The 17,406-nt window shown below is 71.1% G+C and carries 16 protein-coding genes; 4 read left to right on the top strand and 12 right to left on the bottom strand.

From position 1 onward, the window contains the following. Window positions 1–95: 95 nt before the first annotated feature. On the bottom strand, window positions 96–722 hold the full coding sequence (locus AC1DE0_RS17705; RefSeq protein WP_478103183.1) for an LURP-one-related family protein: 627 nt from the start codon (window positions 720–722) through the stop codon (window positions 96–98). A gap of 35 nt (window positions 723–757) precedes the next feature. On the opposite strand from AC1DE0_RS17705, the gene AC1DE0_RS17700 reads away from it, so the two are divergent. Further along, a complete protein-coding gene (locus tag AC1DE0_RS17700) occupies window positions 758–1,306 on the top strand; it encodes a GNAT family N-acetyltransferase (RefSeq protein WP_478103180.1) in 549 nt (182 codons plus the stop codon). 23 nt (window positions 1,307–1,329) lie between these two features. Here AC1DE0_RS17700 and AC1DE0_RS17695 read toward each other — a convergent pair whose 3' ends face one another. Next, window positions 1,330–1,908, bottom strand: a complete 579-nt coding sequence (locus AC1DE0_RS17695; RefSeq protein WP_478103176.1) for a GNAT family N-acetyltransferase — start codon at window positions 1,906–1,908, stop codon at window positions 1,330–1,332. A 121-nt stretch (window positions 1,909–2,029) separates the two neighbouring features. Between AC1DE0_RS17695 and AC1DE0_RS17690 the strand changes: the two genes are divergently transcribed. Then, window positions 2,030–2,326, top strand: coding sequence for a hypothetical protein (locus tag AC1DE0_RS17690; protein ID WP_478103172.1), 297 nt, complete (start codon window positions 2,030–2,032; stop codon window positions 2,324–2,326). On the opposite strand, the gene AC1DE0_RS17685 is transcribed toward AC1DE0_RS17690, so the two are convergent. From AC1DE0_RS17685 to AC1DE0_RS17670, 4 genes are read right to left on the bottom strand one after another with little or no spacing between them, the layout of a single operon-like run. After that, on the bottom strand, window positions 2,296–3,201 hold the full coding sequence (locus tag AC1DE0_RS17685; RefSeq protein WP_478103168.1) for a phosphoribosylaminoimidazolesuccinocarboxamide synthase: 906 nt from the start codon (window positions 3,199–3,201) through the stop codon (window positions 2,296–2,298). The genes AC1DE0_RS17690 and AC1DE0_RS17685 overlap by 31 nt on opposite strands. Window positions 3,202–3,257: 56 nt before the next feature. After that, entirely contained in the window at window positions 3,258–3,893 is a 636-nt protein-coding gene (locus AC1DE0_RS17680) for an RNA polymerase sigma factor (protein WP_478103165.1), read from the bottom strand. 36 nt (window positions 3,894–3,929) lie between these two features. Beyond that, window positions 3,930–5,207, bottom strand: a complete 1,278-nt coding sequence (gene purD / locus AC1DE0_RS17675; protein WP_478103162.1) for a phosphoribosylamine--glycine ligase — start codon at window positions 5,205–5,207, stop codon at window positions 3,930–3,932. Window positions 5,208–5,217: 10 nt separating this feature from the next. After that, window positions 5,218–5,847 carry a GNAT family N-acetyltransferase gene (locus AC1DE0_RS17670; RefSeq protein WP_478103158.1) on the bottom strand — a complete coding sequence of 210 codons (630 nt, stop codon included), beginning with the start codon at window positions 5,845–5,847 and terminating at the stop codon, window positions 5,218–5,220. A gap of 58 nt (window positions 5,848–5,905) precedes the next feature. Here AC1DE0_RS17670 and AC1DE0_RS17665 point away from each other — a divergent pair, with 58 nt between their 5' ends. Both AC1DE0_RS17665 and AC1DE0_RS17660 read left to right on the top strand, forming a co-directional pair. Then, window positions 5,906–8,242, top strand: coding sequence for a HelD family protein (locus AC1DE0_RS17665; RefSeq protein ID WP_478103155.1), 2,337 nt, complete (start codon window positions 5,906–5,908; stop codon window positions 8,240–8,242). 554 nt (window positions 8,243–8,796) lie between these two features. Continuing rightward, window positions 8,797–10,371 carry a M4 family metallopeptidase gene (locus tag AC1DE0_RS17660; protein ID WP_478103153.1) on the top strand — a complete coding sequence of 525 codons (1,575 nt, stop codon included), beginning with the start codon at window positions 8,797–8,799 and terminating at the stop codon, window positions 10,369–10,371. Window positions 10,372–10,564: 193 nt separating this feature from the next. Here the strand turns inward: AC1DE0_RS17660 and lysS are convergent, their stop codons facing one another. The 6 genes from lysS to fbaA form a co-directional block, all read right to left on the bottom strand. Beyond that, window positions 10,565–12,355 (bottom strand): lysine--tRNA ligase, encoded by a 1,791-nt coding sequence (gene lysS, locus AC1DE0_RS17655; protein ID WP_478103150.1) that lies wholly within the window; start codon window positions 12,353–12,355, stop codon window positions 10,565–10,567. Window positions 12,356–12,413: 58 nt separating this feature from the next. Next, window positions 12,414–13,724 carry an adenylosuccinate synthase gene (locus AC1DE0_RS17650; RefSeq protein WP_478103144.1) on the bottom strand — a complete coding sequence of 437 codons (1,311 nt, stop codon included), beginning with the start codon at window positions 13,722–13,724 and terminating at the stop codon, window positions 12,414–12,416. A 222-nt stretch (window positions 13,725–13,946) separates the two neighbouring features. Then, a complete protein-coding gene (locus AC1DE0_RS17645) occupies window positions 13,947–14,858 on the bottom strand; it encodes a hypothetical protein (RefSeq protein ID WP_478103139.1) in 912 nt (303 codons plus the stop codon). Between the two features lie 213 nt (window positions 14,859–15,071). Next, window positions 15,072–15,875, bottom strand: coding sequence for a Cof-type HAD-IIB family hydrolase (locus AC1DE0_RS17640; RefSeq protein WP_478103135.1), 804 nt, complete (start codon window positions 15,873–15,875; stop codon window positions 15,072–15,074). Window positions 15,876–15,894: 19 nt separating this feature from the next. Further along, the gene (locus AC1DE0_RS17635; protein ID WP_478103130.1) at window positions 15,895–16,302 is read right to left on the bottom strand and encodes a DUF3151 domain-containing protein; all 408 of its coding nucleotides are present in this window, start codon (window positions 16,300–16,302) and stop codon (window positions 15,895–15,897) included. Further along, window positions 16,299–17,327 (bottom strand): class II fructose-bisphosphate aldolase, encoded by a 1,029-nt coding sequence (gene fbaA / locus AC1DE0_RS17630; RefSeq protein WP_478103129.1) that lies wholly within the window; start codon window positions 17,325–17,327, stop codon window positions 16,299–16,301. Before fbaA ends, AC1DE0_RS17635 begins: the two co-directional genes overlap by 4 nt. Window positions 17,328–17,406: the final 79 nt, after the last annotated feature.

Below are 17,406 nucleotides of genomic sequence, written 5' to 3'. Positions count from 1 at the left end.
CTTCTCCCTGCGCTGGATGGGCGATGGTGGCGTCCCTAGGGTCCCTCGGGACGGGCCCGAGTCTATCGGGCGACACGCACGCGCCCGACCACGTCTCAGCGCGACTGGAGCGCGTCGAGAGCGACCGCCATCGACATGCCGACCCGCCAGTCCATCGCGCGCCCGTCGCCGAGCACCGGCAGGGACACGTGGTAGACGTCCTTGACCGACGCCTTCTTCGTCGAGCTGAGCGCGAGCGAGCCGTCGGGAGCGACGAAGTCGAAGTGGAAGAGGAACGGCACCGCGATCTCGCCGATCACCGGGATGAGATCCCAGACCCGGCGTGCGACAGCGACCTTCTGGTTGCGCTCACGACCGACGAACTCGCGCCCGTCAGGAAGCCCGAGGGTCCACGTCGAGTTCACGAGCGAAGCCTTGAACTGCTTCTTGAACCAGCCGATCGGCTGCCCCTGGCTGTCGGTGACGTCGTAGCCCGATCCGAGGTCGATGCGCTTGCGCGCCTTGAAACCGAAGAGCGGTTGCGTCTTGGCGGAGTCGGTGAAGAAGGTGACCTGCTCCTTGGCGGCCATGCGCTTCTGCTCGGCGAAGCAGAGCAGCCCGAGCTCGGTGCCGTTCGCATCGGCCCGGAAAATCTCATAGCGGTTGACCATCAGGGTCAGCTTCTGGCGGAGGACGTAGCGCTCGGCCTCGATGGGCGCGCGGTCGGCGACGGGCTCGGTCATGCCGTCAGCGTATGCCGGATGGCAGGGTGGGCCGGATGACCCACCTCGTGCGCCCCGCCCGACCGGAGGACCTGGCGGCGATCCCGGCGATCGAGGCCGAGGCGGACCAGGTGTTCGCCGAGTGCGGCATCGGCCCGCTCCCGCCCGGGGTGGCCGACCTCGACGAGCTCGGAAGGGCGGCATACGTTCTCGTGGCTGGTGACCCGGTGGTGGGGTTCGCGCGGGTCGACGTCGTGGACGGCGAGGCGCACCTCGAGCAGGTGTCGGTGCTACCGGCCGCGGCTCGGCGCGGCGTGGGTGGCGCGCTCGTGGAGGCGGCCGCGGAATGGGCTGCGATGAGCGGGCACGAGTGGCTGACGCTGTGCACGTTCGCCGACGTGCCGTGGAACGCGCCGTTCTACGCGAGACACGGCTTCGCGGTGTTCGACGGCCTCGGTCCCGGGCTGCGCGCACTGCGCGAGACCGAGCGCCGCGTCGGGCTGGACGACCTCGGACGACGAGTAGTGATGCGACGCGGCGTCGGGCCGCGGGCGTTCGTGGATCGCACGAGCCGGGAGAGCCTCGAGCGCGGCGACGCGTCCTGAGCGAGGCGGCCGGGATGGGCGACTCAGCTCGGGCTCGGGGCGATGCGGGCGTGGGCGTGCATGTCGTGCCAGCCGTCTGGGTGGAGCAGGGCTGAACGACGGATGCCCTCGAGCTCGAAACCGTTCTTCGTCGCGACACGGCACGAGGGCTCGTTGTGGACCGAGTGCATGAGCTCGACGCGGTGCAGCCCCAGCGCGAAGAGCCATTCGGTCATCGCCGTCAGGGCGCGTCCGGCCACGCCCTGCCCCCGCCCCTCGGGCAGCACCCAGTAGCCGACCTCGGCGATCCCCTCGTCGAGGTGCAGCACGGGCAGGCCCACCCGGCCGACGAGGCTGCCGGTGCCCTCGACGACGGCCCACTCGGCGCCGGTCTCGGCCTGCCAGCGCGCGCCCGCGCGGCCTCGGACCCACTCGAGCGCCTCGTCGTGGGTGAGGGTGCGGCGGTGCCACCGCTCGATGTCGGGGTCGGCGTAGGCGCGCACGAGCGCGTCGGCATCGTCATCTGTGAACGGCCGGAGCGTGAGCCCAGCGCCGGCCTCGATCACCGGCTGAGTGCGGCTGCAGACCGAACCGGCGGGCACGGCGATGGGAAGGGCAGACATGCACGCATCCTCGCATCCACCACTGACAGTCGATCAGAATCTTCAAATCCGTTGCGCATCAGATGAATTCGCTGTGCACAAGTCGTTGAGCGCCAGGTCGACATCGCCCAGAATGGAACACATGTTCGAGGATGTGGTCAGGGCGGCCGGAGGCATCAGGGCGAGTTGCCCCGATGCCCAAGACACCCACCCGTTCGAAGACGCCTCGGCCATCACCGCGATCGACGAGCTGGAGCGGGTCAAGGCAGCATGCGCCGCAGCTGGGGCGAGACTCACCGAGCGGTTCGTCGCATCACAGGCCGACGGGTCTTCACCCGTGGCCGAAGGCCGCGGCTCGAGGTCTTCGAACGTGACGACGTGGTGGTCGAGCTCGCCGAAGCCGGCTGATCAGAAGGTCTCGCCGGTGAGGCGCTCGTAGGCCTCGACGTACTTGGCCCGCGTCTGCTCGACGATCCGGGAGGGAAGCTCGGGAGGGGCCTCACCGCTCTTGCGCTCCCAGCCCGACTCGGCCGAGGTCAGCCAGTCGCGCACGAACTGCTTGTCGAACGACTGCTGCGAGTGCCCCGGCTCCCACAGGTCGGCCGGCCAGAACCGCGAGGAGTCGGGCGTCAGCACCTCGTCGGCGAGCACGAGCCCTCCTGACCCGTCGGGCGACACCCCGAACTCGACCTTGGTGTCGGCGATGAGGATGCCTCGGGCAGACGCGATCTCGTTGCCCCTGGCGAGGATGGCCCGAGTTAGCCGCGACACCTCGGCGGCCACCTCGGCACCCACCTCGGCGTCGACCTCGGCGGGCGTCATCGGCAGGTCGTGCTCCCCCACCGGCGCCTTCGTCGTCGGCGTGAACACCGGCTCAGGCAGCTTCGAGCCGTCGACGAGGCCCTCGGGCAGCTCGACACCGGAGACCGAGCCCTTCTCGCGGTACTCCTCGAGTCCGCCACCCGTGAGGTACGCGCGAGCGATGGCCTCCACCTTGAGCATCTCGAGCTTGCGCACGAGCACCGCCCGGCCCGAGACGGCCTCGGGCACGTCGGTGGAGATGACGTGGTTGGGCACGAGGTCGGCCAGCTGGTCGAACCACCAGAGCGAGAGGCGGGTCAGCACTGCGCCCTTGTCGGGGATCTCGGGCGACATCATCCAGTCGTACGCCGAGAGCCGGTTCGAGGCGACGAGCAGCAGCTGGTCGGGCACGACCTCGCCGGCGTCGTCGAGCGGCGCGTAGAGGTCGCGCACCTTGCCGGAGTAGATGTGCTCGTAGCCCGGCAGGTCAAGGGGTAGGTCGGTCACGCGCACAGCCTGCCACCTGCTCAGGCGATCCGGCACAGCGCGTTCAGGGGGAATGGGCAGGTTCATGACAGTGCCTCCTTGAGGGCGTCGACCGTGATCACGTGGGAGAGGCGCTGCCGAGCCCGGTGCAGGCGGGACTTGACGGTCCCCTCCGAGACGTCGAGCGCGCACGCTGCTTCGGCCACGGAGCAGCCGGACCAGACAACCAGCTCGATCGCCTCGCGCTGGACCGCCGGGATGCGCTTCAGGGCGCGGCGCGCCTCGCTCATCTGCCGCTCGTCGTCGACCCGAGCCGCAGTGGTGGCGGCGTGGTCGGCCGAGACGGCGCCGCCGGCGTCGGCCTCGATGCGCCCGTGGAGCAGCCGAAGGCGCCGGGCAGAGCGCGTGACGTTCGCACACTCCTGTCCCGCCATGACGAGCAGCACCGCGCGTGCCGTGTCGGCTCGGAGCGGGTCCACGGTGCCGTCGCAGGCACGCCTCCACACCGCGGTGAAGGTCGCCTGCACGATGTCCTCGGCGGTCGCCCAGGATGCCGTGCGCCGGAACGCGAAGTTGTAGACGGCATCACAGTGCCGCCGGTAGAGCTGCGTCAGCGCTGCGCCGTCGGCTGCCGCCAGACGGGACCAGAGCTCCCGTTCGTCCGGCGCGGGAGCGGCCCCGAGCAGGGGCCGTCCTCGGGTCGCAGTCTCGGGGCTCATGCCAAGAAGAGTCCGGCTCGGCCCCGTGGGTTCGCCTCAGCCGACCGCAATCTCGCCGCGTTCGGCCCGCAGCGCGATGTCGGTGCGATGGTGCGAGCCGTCGAGCTCGATGACATCCACGGCCTCGTATGCCGCCCGCCGGGCCTTCGCGAGTGACCCGCCCACTGCCACGACGTCGAGCACGCGGCCGCCCGACGACACCAGGGTGCCGTTCTCGTCGAGGCGCGTGCCGGCGTGGAGCACGACGACGCCGGGCACCTCGGCCGCAGCGTCGAGGCCCGTGATCGGGTCACCCGTGCGGGGCGACTCGGGGTAGCCGGCCGAGGCCACCACGACGACGACGGCGTGGTCGGCCGACCAGCGCAGTCGGCCGAACTCCCGGAGCCCCCCGGTGGCGGCGGCCAGGAGCAGCTGGGCGAAGGGCGTCTCCAGGCGGGCGAGCGACGCCTGTCCGTCGGGGTCGCCGAAGCGCGCGTTGAACTCGATGACCCTGGGGCCGCGCGAGGTCAGTGCAAGGCCGACGTAGAGAGCCCCGACGAAAGGCGTCCCGCGGCGGCGCATCTCGTCGATGGTCGGTTGGGCCACCCGGGTGACGACATCGTCGGCAAGACCGTCGGGGGCCCACTCGAGCGGGGAGTACGCGCCCATGCCGCCCGTGTTGAGGCCTGCGTCGTCGTCGCCGACGCGCTTGAAGTCCTGGGCGGGCGAGAGCGCCACGACGGTCTCGCCGTCGCTGACGCAGAACACCGAGACCTCCGGACCGTCGAGGAACTCCTCGACGACGAGGCGTCCGTCGGGCTTCGCCAGGCACGCACGGGCGTGCTCGAGCGCGACGTCCCGCGACTCGGTGACGACGACACCCTTGCCGGCGGCGAGTCCGTCGTCCTTGACGACGTGCGGCGCTCCAAGAGCGTCGAGAGCGGCCTCGACCTCGTCGACCGTCGTGCAGACATGGGCGAGAGCGGTCGGGACGTCGGCGGCGGCCATGACCTCCTTGGCGAAGGACTTGCTGCCCTCGAGCCTCGCGGCCTCGGCCGAGGGGCCGAAGACGGCGAACCCGGCCTCACGGCATACGTCGGCGACCCCGGCGACCAGAGGGGCCTCGGGGCCCACGACGACGAGGTCGACCTCGTGCTCGCGGGCCAGGGCCGCGACCGCGGCGCCGTCGAGGATGTCGACGGGCACGCAGAGCGCCGTCGCGTCGATGCCCGGGTTGCCGGGCGCGGCGATCACCGCGTCGACCTCGGGGTCGGCCGCGACGGCCTTGACGAGTGCGTGTTCACGGGCGCCGGAGCCGAGGACGAGGACCTTCACGGCGCCCAGCCTAGGGGCGGGCGAGCCGGGCGAGCAGTCCTGCCCGGACGTCGGACCACTCGTCGACGACGATCGAGTGGACGGCCGAGTCGCGCCACGACCCGTCGGCCCGGCGCACGTCGCGACGGGTGATCCCCTCGAACGTCGCGCCGAGCTTGAGGATGGCGGCGCGCGACCGTGCGTTGACGACGTCGGTCTGGATCTTGACCCGGCCGAATCCGCATGTGTCGAACGCGTGCTCAAGGAGCAGCAGCTTGCTCTCGGGGTTGACCCGCGTGCCCCACCACCGCGAGCCGTACATCGTCCAGCCGAGGTGCACGTGCTCGCGGGTCGTGTCGACGTCGCCGAGCGAGCTCGTGCCCACGATCGTGTCCGCCGGACCGAGCTCGCCGTCGGCGACGAGCCTGATCGTGTATGCCGTCCGGCCCGCCTCGCGTGCCGCGACGTAGCTGTCCACGAGCGCCTCCGTGTCGGCGACGCTCTCGTGCACCCGCGACATCATGTATCCCTGTTCGTAGCAACGGGGGTCGCCGAAGACCGCGAAGAGTCCGTGGGCGTCGGAGGGCTGCATCACGTCGAGGCGGACGGAGCGGCCGACGAGCGGCGCGCCGGTGGGCGGGACACAGGCCGGTGCGGGCATGGGATGACAGTAGACTTGATGGTTCCCGCGCCGCCCAGGCGCCCCTCAGAGCCCTTGGATGTCAGTGAGCACTTCGAACGCATCGTCCCAGCGGAGCAGCGCGCCCGGATCCCGCGGCGTCTCGCAGGTGTCGACCAAGAGCATCCCCGACGAGCTCGCCCGCGAGATCGCCGTCGAGCAGGCGCACGTCGACCGTGTGCACGAGGAGCTCGAGAAGGCCGGCGTGCGTGCTGACGTCGTGCAGGCCGAGGGCCTGGCCCGCAGCCAGTTCGGCCGGCAGGTCGAGATCGGCGACGCCGAGGGTGCCGGGCTGTTCGAGCGCGATGCCCTGATGTTCCACGCCGCCAAGCGGCGCTCGGCCCTCGACACCCAGTACGAAGGCCTCGTCTTCGGCCGCCTCGACATCGACCACGCGATGCTGCGCGCAGCGACGCCGGTCGACGCGTCCGGCAACGGGCACGCTCGGGAGGCTTCGGCCACGGGCTCCGCGAGCGGTTCCGGCGAGGACCGCGAGATCCGTTACATCGGACGCCTCGGAGTGCGTGACGACGACTACGAGCCTCTCGTCATCGACTGGCGCGCACCCGCCGCCTCGGCGTTCTACCGGGCCACCCCGGCCCAGCCGATGGGCGTGCTTCGCCGTCGCGTCCTGCGCAGCCGCGGCACGACGGTCATCGGCGTCGAGGACGACCTGATGGTACCCGAGGCCCCCGACGACCTCGTGATCGTCGGCGACGGCGCGCTGATGGCCGCCCTGACCCGGAGCCGTGGCGAGCGCATGCGCGACATCGTCGCGACCATCCAGGCCCACCAGGACGAGGCGATCCGCGCGAGCGCACGCGGCGTCACCGAGATCACCGGCGGCCCCGGCACCGGCAAGACCGTCGTGGCCCTGCACCGCGCGGCCTACCTGCTCTACTCCGACCGCCGGCGGTTCGAGTCCGGCGGCATCCTCGTCGTCGGCCCCTCCGGCGCCTACACGGCCTACATCGAGCGGGTGCTCCCGTCGCTCGGTGAGGAGAGCGTCGTGCTGCGCGCCCTCGGCGACGTGCTCGACGTCGTCGACACCGAGCGCCTCGACCCACCCGACGTCGCACGCATCAAGGGGTCGACACGCATCCGCAGCCTGCTCAGCGCTGCTGCCCGCGGCCGCGTGCCCGAGTCGCCGACCGAGCTGCGCGCCATGGTGGCGGGAAGGCCCGTGCGCCTCGAGGCGCGTGACCTCGACCGCGTGCGCGCGCAGGTGCTGCGCCAGCACCAGCGCAACACCGCCACGGTGGCGGCCCAGGCCGCGCTCGGCGAGGCGGCCTGGTCATCGCTCGGGATCACGGGCGACCGTGACGCCAAGGCCGAGTTCCTCGACAAGTGGGAGGACCACCTCGACGTCGAATCGTTCATGGAGGCGTGGTGGCCGCAGGTCGACCCGCGCGAGGTGCTCCTGTGGCTCGGCGACCCCGCGCTCGTGCGCCGGCACGCCCGGGGCAGCCTGCGCGACAACGAGATCGAGGCTCTGGCCGCGTCGTTCCGCCTGGCCCTCGAGGTCGGCTCGTGGTCGGTCGCCGACGTCGCCCTCATCGACGACGTCGCTGCGCGCCTCGGCGCGGTCCAGGAGGCCCCCAAGGAGGAGCGCGGCTTCTACGAGATCGAGGAGCTCGACGACCTCAGCCAGTACGGCGTCACGGAGGTGCAGCCGGTCCGGAGCGCCGCCCGCGACGAGGGGGCACCCGTCGTCCGCACCGAGCCCCGTGAGCGGCTGCTCGCCGGCCGGGTCGGTCGGCCCGAGGAGTACGCCCACGTGCTCGTCGACGAGGCGCAGGACCTCTCGCCGATGCAGTGGCGGATGATCGGCCGTCGTGGCCGCTACGCGTCGTGGACCGTCGTGGGCGACGCCGCCCAGGCTTCCTGGCCCGACGCCGCAGAGGCCGGCGCGGCCCGCGAGGAGGCCTTCGGCACCCAGGGCCGCCAGCTCTTCCACATGGACACGAACTACCGCAACGCCCGGGAGATCTTCGACTACGCAGCCGAGGTCGTGCGCCGGGAGGTGCCCGACGCCGACATCCCGCAGGCTGTGCGCGAGACCGGGGTGGAGCCCGTCGAGGCCCCCCTAGGGGCAGACCCACGTGCGGCCACCCGGGCCGCCGTCGACGAGCTGCTCGGCCAGGTCGAGGGCGCGATCGCGGTCATCGCCCCGGCCCGGCACGCCGCGGCGCTGGCCTCGATCGCCGAGCCGGAGGGGCGGGTGCAGGTGGTCGACCCGATGTCGACGAAGGGCCTCGAGTACGACGCCACGGTCGTCGTCGACCCCGCCGAGATCACCCGTGAGTCACCCGGCGGCGTACGCGTGCTCTACGTCGCGCTGACCCGCGCGGCACACCGGATGACCGTGCTCTCCTGAGCGGCGGGGCGGCCGGTCCTCCATGCGAGGGATGCGTCGTTTTGGGCTGGTCTTCGGTAGGTAAAGAGTTGTTCAAGGATTCCACGAACCGTCGACTGCGCCCGCGCCGAGAGGGATGATTGGTCTACCGCCAAGGCGAGCGAACCTACCCTCCCCGCCGTCTCCTCCCCCCTGAGACCCTTGGCGCACGGCGAAGTCCCGCCCCCCAATGTGGACGACGCACCGGGCGAGGGACGAGATGCAACCCCCCTGCATCTCGCCCCTCGCCCGCACCATGTTCGCGCTCCTTCGCGCTCCTTCGCGCTGCGCGCCCGCCGCTCCTACGGCCCATCCTCAGCTGTCATCGGTGCGACTCCGGCCCGAACAGCCGATCCACTCGTACACTCGCGGCTTCGCTGAGAATTGTCTGGGAGATGCCCTCTCGTTCGACAAAATCTCCTTCAAGCACTGGCAAACATTGCTCCTCCCGGCTGGTGCGAGCACCGGCCACCGACCACTGTTGCGGCAGGTCATCCGACCACCCTCGGGGGTACATCGGTAGCCAGGAGAACGCCTTGAAGAAGAGCTTCATCACGACGACGGTCGCCACCGCCGCGATCGTCGCCACCGCCCTCGCCGGCGTCGCGACGAGCGGCGCGCAAGCAGCAGGTCAGCCCGCCGGGGCCGGCAGCGTGGGTCTCCAGCGGGCCGTGGCGGCCGCCCGGGCCCACGGGAACGCCTTCGGTCTCGACGACGACCAGGTGCTCCAGAGCAAGAGCGTCACGACCGACGCAGACGGCACCACCCACGCCCGCTTCGACCGCACGTTCAAGGGCCTGCCCGTCGTCGGAGGCGACCTCGTCGTCCACACCGACAAGGCCGGCGGCTGGAAGGGCGTCAACGCGGCATCTACCGCAGTGCGTGTCGCGTCGACCACGCCGACCGTGGCAGCGGCATCCGCGGCGCAGACGGCTGCCCGCACCGCCGACTTCACCGTGAACACGTCCACGCCGACCCTCGCCGTCTACGCGATCAACGGCCCCGCGCGCCTCGTCTGGAAGACCCAGGTCGACGGCCTCGGTGCGCACCACGAGGGCGCCGGCAAGGTCGTCTTCGTGGACGCCCGCTCGGGCAACGTCGTCGACGGCTGGGCGACGGAGCAGACCGACACGGGCAGCGGGCAGAGCCTCTATCTCGGCACCGTCCCGGTCGAAGCGACCCCCTCGGGCGGCTCGTTCCAGCTCATCGACGGCACCCGCGGCGGAGCCCGCACCGAAGACGCCAACAACGCGGCGACCACGACGACGACCGGCACGCTCTACACCGACGCCGACAACGCCTGGGGCACCGGCTCCAACTCGAACCGGCAGACCGCGGCCGTCGACGCCGCCTTCGGTGTGGCGAAGACGTGGGACTTCTACAAGAACGTCTTCGGCCGCAACGGCATCAAGAACAACGGCGTCGCGGCCAGGAGCCTGGTGCACGTCGGCTCCGGCTGGGTCAACGCCTCGTGGTCCGACACGTGCTTCTGTATGCGCTACGGCGACGGCAGCGGCAGCTACACCCCGCTCGTGTCGCTCGACGTCGCCGGTCACGAGATGACCCACGGCGTCACCTCCGCGACGGCCGGACTCACCTACTCGCGTGAGTCGGGTGGTCTCAACGAGTCGACCTCGGACGTCTTCGGCACGATGGTCGAGTTCTACGCGGCGAACGCCGCAGACCAGGGCGACTACCTGATCGGCGAGAAGATCAACACCTCAGGCACGCCGCTGCGGTGGATGGACAAGCCGAGCAAGGACGGCGCGTCCGCGGACTGCTGGAGCAAGCGCGTCGGATCACTCGACGTCCACTACTCCTCCGGTGTCGGCAACCACCTGTTCTACCTCCTGTCGGAGGGCACGGGGTCGAAGGTCATCGGTGGGGTCACGCACTCGAGCACCGCCTGCAACGGCGCCACCCTCACCGGCATCGGCCATGACGCCGCTGCCGCGATCTGGTACCGCGCTCTGACGACGTACTGGACCTCGTCGACGAACTACGCCGGCGCCCGCACCGGCATGCTCTCGGCAGCGAAGGACCTCTACGGCGCCGGTAGCACGCAGTACAACGCCACCGCGGCCGCCTGGTCGGGAGTCGGCGTCAACTGACCCACGCACCCCACGATCGAGTGCCCACTTCCCCACGTCGGGAAGTGGGCACTCGACGTCGGGACGGGCGTCGGGAAGTGGGCACTCGACGTCGGGACGGGCGTCGGGAAGTGGGCACTCGACGTCGGGACGGGCGTCGGGAAGTGGGCACTCGACGAGACGTCTCCGTCGAGTGCTCAGTTCCCGACGGGGATCAGTGGCCGATGAGGGTGCGTACCCGGTCGGCGCCGACGGCGAGCAGGAGCGTGGGCAGGCGCGGGCCCGTGTCCTTGCCGACGAGCAGCCGGTAGACGAGCACGAAGAAAGCGCGCTGGGCCGCCGACAGCTCGGGGTCCTTGACCTTGGCCTCGGGGTCGATGCCTCGCTGGATCTTCGGCACGCCGTACGCGAGGTGGGTCAGCCCGTCGAGCGACCAGTGGTCGTCGAGGCCGGCGGCAAGCAGGCGCAGCGACTCCCGCTGCTGCTCGTCGAGGCTGCCGAGCAGCTCGGCGTCGGGGCTCTCGCGCACGATGGTGCGGTCCTCGGCCGGGACGTAGCCGAGCATCCACCGCTCCGCGCAGTCGAGCCGCGGGCGCAGGTCGTCGGTCGAGGCGACGGGGTTGTCGGGGTCGAGGTCCGACAGGATGCGGACTGCCTGCTCCTCGTCGCCCTGCGTGACGTCGATGACCGACGCGATGGTGCGGAACGGCATCGGGCGGGGCGTGGCAGGCAGGGGAGCTGACGCCGTGGACGTCGCCCGGAGGTGCGCGGCGAGGTCGCCGGCCTGGGCCGAACCGTCGGCGACTTTGCGGTTCAAGGCATCCCACTCGTCGTAGAGACGCTGCAGCTCGGGCCCGAAAGCGACGTCGAAGCTCTGGTTGGGCCGGCGACGCGCATAGATCCAGCGCAGCACCGGCGCCTCCATGACCTCCAGCGCGTCGGTGGGAATGGGGACACCGCCCTTGCTCGAGCTCATCTTCGCCATGCCCGCGATGCCGACGAACGCGTACATCGGGCCGACGGGGCGCTCCCAGCCGAAGATCGGCGCGAGGTCCTTGCCGACGACGAAGCTGCTGCCCGGGCTCTGGTGGTCGACGCCGGACGGCTCGAACATCACGTGCTCGTGGCCCCAGCGCATCGGCCAGTCGACCTTCCACACGAGCTTGCCGTTGGTGAACGTGTTCAGGTCGACGGTCTCGGTGTGGCCGCACTTGGTGCACTCGTAGGTCAGCGCGTGGGTGTCGTCGTCGTAGGCGGTGACGGTCGTGAAGTCGGTGCCGCACGATGAGCAGAACGGCTTGTAGGGGTAGTAGCCGGCCTTGCCCTCGCTGCCGTCGTCCTCGCTCGCGGCGCCGGAGCCGCGCTCGGCCTCGGTCGCGGCTGCCGCCTGCTCCTCGGTGAGCTTCGGCTCCTTGCCACCGCCCTTGCCGGGCTTCCCGGGCGTGCCCTTGCCGGAAGCCTTCTGGCGCGCGGCCTCGACTGCCTCGAGCGTGCGGTACTGGTCGAGAACCTTGTCGATGGCGAAGCGCTCACGCATCGCGAGCAGCACCTGGTCGCGGTAGACGCCGGCGCGGTACTGCTCGGTCTGGCTGATCTGGCGCACCTCGATGCCCGTCGCGGCCATGGCCTCGAGCAGGGGCGCCTTGAAGTGGTCGGCCCAGCTCGCGTGCGGTGAGCCAGCGGGCGCGGGCACCGCGGTCAGCGGCATACCGATGTACTGCTCCCACGAGTCGTCCACTCCTGCAAGGTTCTTCGGCACCCGACGGAAGCGGTCGAAGTCGTCCCAGCTGAGGATGTGCTCGCACGCGATGCCCCGGCGCTTGATCTCGTCGGCGACGAGGTGCGGCGTGATGAGCTCACGGAAGTTGCCGAGGTGGATGGGTCCCGACGGGCTGATGCCCGACGCGCAGACGATGGTCTCGCCGGGGTTGCGCTCCTGCGCCTCGGCGATGACGTCGTCAGCCAGGCGCGTGACCCAGTCGAGTGGGGCGACCGTTTCAGTCATGGGTTTCCTTCAGTTACAAGCGATTACGTATGCCGTCCGCCCCGTCGGGCGGCCGCGCTCAGGACGCGACGGCGGGCTTGAGCGGGAAGCGCTCGATGATCTCGTCGCGGCCCGGACCGACGCCGATGGCCGACACGCGCGCACCGATGAGCTGCTCGACGCGCAGCACGTAGGCCTGGGCGTTGGCGGGCAGCTCGTCGAAGGAGCGGCACTCGGTGATGTCCTCCCACCAGCCGTCGAGCTCCTCGTAGATCGGCGTCGCGTGGTGGAAGTCGGTCTGGTTGACGGGCATCTCGTCGTGGCGCACGCCGCCCACGTCGTAGGCGACGCAGACCGGGACCTTGTCGAGGCCGGTCAGCACGTCGAGCTTGGTGATGACGAAGTCGGTGACGCCGTTGATGCGCGTCGCGTAGCGGCCGACGACGGTGTCCATCCAGCCGCAACGGCGCGGGCGACCGGTGGTCGTGCCGTACTCGGCGCCGGTCTTGCGCAGGAACTCGCCGTTGTCGTCGTGCAGCTCGGTCGGGAACGGGCCCTCGCCGACGCGGGTCGTGTAGGCCTTGAGGATCGCGATGACCGAGTCGATGCGGGTCGGGGGCACACCCGAGCCGGTGCAGGCGCCGGCGGCGACGGCGTTGCTCGAGGTCACGTAGGGGTAGGTGCCGTGGTCGACGTCGAGCAGGGTCGCCTGCCCCGCCTCGAAGAGCACCGTGTCGCCCCGGTCGAGGGCCTGGCTCAGCACGAGGCTGGTGTCGGCGACCATGGGAGCGAGCCGGGCGGCATACGAGAGCAGCTCCTCGACGACCTCGTCGACCGCGGAGGCGCGGGTGTTGTAGATCTTCGCGAGCACCTGGTTCTTGAACTCGAGGGACGCCTCGACCTTCTGGCGCAGGATCTTCTCGTCGTAGAGGTCCTGGATGCGGATGCCGATGCGGTTCATCTTGTCGGCGTAGGTCGGGCCGATGCCGCGGCCGGTCGTGCCGATGCGCCGCTTGCCGAGGAAGCGCTCGGTCACCTTGTCGATGGTGCGGTTGTAGCTGGGGATGACGTGCGCGTTGGCGCTGACGAGCAGCTTGCTCGTGTCGACGCCGCGCGCGTCGAGCCCGTCGAGCTCCTCGAAGAGCACCGACAGGTCGATGACGACGCCGTTGCCGATGACCGGCACGCAGTTCGGGCTGAGGATGCCGGAGGGCAGCAGGTGCAGCGCGTACTTCTCGCGCTTGCCGTCCTTCTCGATGACGACGGTGTGGCCGGCGTTGTTGCCGCCGTTGAACTTGACGACGTAGTCGACGCTGCTGCCGAGCAGGTCGGTCGCCTTGCCCTTGCCTTCGTCACCCCACTGGGCTCCGACGAGCACGATCGCGGGCATCAGTCCGCCTTCCGGTTGTGGTCCTGGCCAACCGCAAGGTTATCGGTTCGTGACGCGTGCCCCGGACGCCGTCCGCCTGGCCGTAGGCCCTGTCCGTCACCTTGTGCCACTCGGTGGGCGGTGCATCACGTCCCGACTGCCTGGATCGCGTCCGGTCAGACCTTCCGGCCACGCAGCCGCGAGGGCGAGGGCGGCCCCGAACTGGGCCGGCTGGCCTTTCGCTCACGCGGCGACGAGCGCCAGCGCGGCGTCGATGCGGGCCCGGATGGCGGCCGGGTCGCGCAGGTCTGCCATGGTGACGCGCACGACGACCCATCCCAGCGAGCGGATCCGGTCCTCGCGCAGCTTCTCCTCCCAGAGAGCCTGCCGGTCGTCGTACTTCACCCGCCCGTCGAACTCGACGAGCACACGGGTCCCGCGCAGGCGCAGGTCGGCGCGGTACCCCTGGCCTCCTCGCGTCCACCCGCCGGTGCCGGGCACGACGAACTGCGGCTCGAGGTCGTGCCCGGCCAGCCGCAGCACGTGCGCGAGCAGCGTCTCGCCCGGGGACTCGTGTCGGGTGTTGCACCAGTCGCGCACCGCTCGCACCCCGGCTGCGCCGTGTCGACGCCCGAGCGCGTCCACGGCGGCGTCGAGCTCGGCCCGGGTGACCAGACCTCGCCTCAGCGCATCGTCGGCGGGGACGAGGAAGGACCGCGGGTCCCGGAGCCCGGCGGAGGCGATGGCGACCGCCGGGTGCACGGTCCCTGCCGCGGCTCGTGGCGCGAGCAACGGTGCCGCCGGTCGGTGCGGGTGGACGACGAGGTCGGGCTTGCGGTGCCGGGTGAGGTCGGGGTCGGTCAGCGCGAGGTGGACGCGCTGCAGGTCCGGTCGCCACGTCGCGATCCCGAGGCGCAGCAGGGCCGACGCGTCGGTCGCGACCGCACGCCCGTCGTACTCGGCGAGCAGCGCCTCGACGCGCAGGCGGTGCAGGTCAGCGGCGTCGCGCGGCTGGCGGGTCGCGTACCAGCCGCGGTGCAGCCGGACGATCCGCCGCTCGCGCAGGAGCCGGCGTAGGTCGGCGCGGGTCAGGCCCAGCGCCACCGCGCGGGCGGCCGGGAACACGTCGTGGTGGGCGATGAGAGCGGGGTCCATGGGCCGACTCTGCTGCGGCGCTCGCCGACGGACCATCCCCGGGCGAATGGCTGTGGACGGGGCGTGGTCCCTGGACGGGGGATGTGGACGCGGCGCGTCTCCTCGTGTGCGCGCGGTCCCTGCGTGAGTGGTGCACCACGTGCAGACGCACCGAGCGCTCACGAACGGACCGAACGCGTACCGGACCTGACCGGGGGCGGCCACCGGCCTGGGTCAGTGGGTGGTGAGCCAGTCCTCGAGGTACTCGGCGACGCCGTCCTCGCGGTGGTGCCCCGTGACCACCGAAGCGGCGTCGAGCGCGGGCTCGACCGCGTTGGACACGGCCACCGCGGTGCCGGCCACGGCGAAGGCCGAGACGTCGTTGTGGTTGTCGCCGAAGAACACCGTGTCTGAGAGGTCGACCCCGAGCTCGGCAGCGAGGGCACGCAGTCCGTCGCCCTTGGAGCACGAGGAGCTCGCGATCTCGAGGTAGGTCGGCTTCGACCGGTAGGCCACGAGCCCTGGCCGCCCCGCGACAGCAGCCTCGAGCTCGTCGACGAGCGCGGGGTCGCCCATGGCCATCACCTTGTGCGGGGGCTGCTCGTCGACGCGACCGGAACCGACGTACGCGTGCGCCGAGGTCTCGCTCGGGTCGACCGCCGTGATCGTGGCCTCGCGCTCGGTCCATTCGTCGGGTCCCCAGGCGTACCAGTCGTCACCGGCGAAGAAGCTCGCGTGAAGTCCGAGACGCGAGCAGACGGCATACGCAACCTTGGCGTCGTCGGGCGTGATGGCCACGTCGGTGACGACGGAGCGGTCGGCCCGCAGCACGAGCCCCCCGTTGTACGCGATGAGCGGGGTCGGCTCGACGCCGCAGAGCCGCTCGAGCCCCTCGAGGGACCCCGGCATGCGCGAGCTGCACAGCACGAACGCGTGCCCCTCCGACCGCACCGCCCGGATGGCGGCGACGGTGCGGTCGGAGAGGGTGCGACGGTGGTCGAGCAGCGTGCCGTCGACGTCGGAGCAGAAGAGCGTCATGCGGTGGCGGAGCCGGGCCTCAGAGACCGAGCTCGCGCGCGGCCTCGGCCGAGCTGTCGCGCAGGAACTGCGTGCAGCGGGCCTCCTCGTCGCTCTCGCCGATGGCGCGAGCAGCCCGGGCGAGCGCCGCGAGCGCCCGGAGGAAGCCGCGGTTGGGCTCGTGCGACCAGGGCACGGGCCCCTGCCCCCGCCAGCCGGACTTGCGCAGGCTGTCGAGGGCGCGGTGGTAGCCGGTGCGGGCGTACGCGTACGCCTCGACGTCGCGGTCACCGTCGGCGAGCGCGTCCTCGGCGAGGACCGCCCACGCGAGCGAGCTCGCGGGGTAGGCCGCGGCCACCTGCACGGGGTCGACGCCGGCCACGAGGTTCTCGGCGGCCGGGTCGACGGCGAGCCGCGTCTCGGGGATGCCCAGGAGGTTGTCGCTCACTGGTGCGTGCCCGCCGAGCGCAGCGCGGTGCAGGCCTCGACGATGCGCACCGCCATGGCCTCCTCGGCCGCCTTGCCCCAGGCGCGCGGGTCGTACTGCTTCTTGTTGCCGACCTCGCCGTCGACCTTGAGCACGCCGGCGTAGCCGGAGATCATCCAGTCGGCGATGCGGCGGGTGAAGGCGTACTGGGTGTCGGTGTCGACGTTCATCTTGATGACGCCGTTGTCGACGGCGGCCGAGATCTCCTCGGGAAGCGAGCCGGAGCCGCCGTGGAAGACGAGGTCGAAGGGGCGTGCGTCGTCGGACAGGCCGAGCTCCTTGGCGGCAGCCTGCTGCGCCTGCAGGAGGATCTCGGGACGCAGCTTGACGTTGCCCGGCTTGTAGACGCCGTGCACGTTGCCGAAGGTGAGGGCCGTCAGGTAGCGGCCGTTCTCACCGGCGCCGAGGGCCTTGACGGTGGCGATGGCGTCCTCGGGGGTGGAGTAGAGCTTCTCGTCGATGGCGCCCTCGACGCCGTCCTCCTCGCCGCCCACGACGCCGACCTCGATCTCGAGGATGACGTTCGCGGCCTTGGCCAGGGCGAGCAGCTCCTGCGCGATCGACAGGTTCTCGTCGAGCGGCACGGCCGAGCCGTCCCACATGTGCGACTGGAACCACGGCGTGCCGCCGGCCTTGACGCGCTCGGTCGACGCCGCGAGGAGGGGGCGCACGAAGCCGTCGAGCTTGTCCTTGGGGCAGTGGTCGGTGTGTAGCGCGATGTTGACGGGGTAGTTCTTGGCCACCTCGTGCGCGTAGGCCGCGAAGGCGAGCGAGCCGCTCACCATGTTCTTGATGCTCGGGCCGGACAGGTAGTCGGCGCCGCCGGTCGAGACCTGGATGATGCCGTCAGAGCCGGCGTCGGCGAAGCCCTTGAGCGCGGCGTTGAGCGTCTGCGAGCTCGAGACGTTGATGGCGGGGTACGCGAAGGAGCCGGCCTTCGCGCGGTCGAGCATGTCGGCATACACCTCGGGGGTGGCGATGGGCATTGCGTCTCCTGCTGGGTTGGCGTCGGGAGCTGTGCGGGTTTTCGATCCTCCGAAATCCTGCCACGTATGCCGTCGCGTG

The sequence above is a fragment of the Terrabacter sp. 05T424 genome (assembly GCF_056396225.1).
This window is presented reverse-complemented; position numbering and strand designations above follow the sequence as displayed.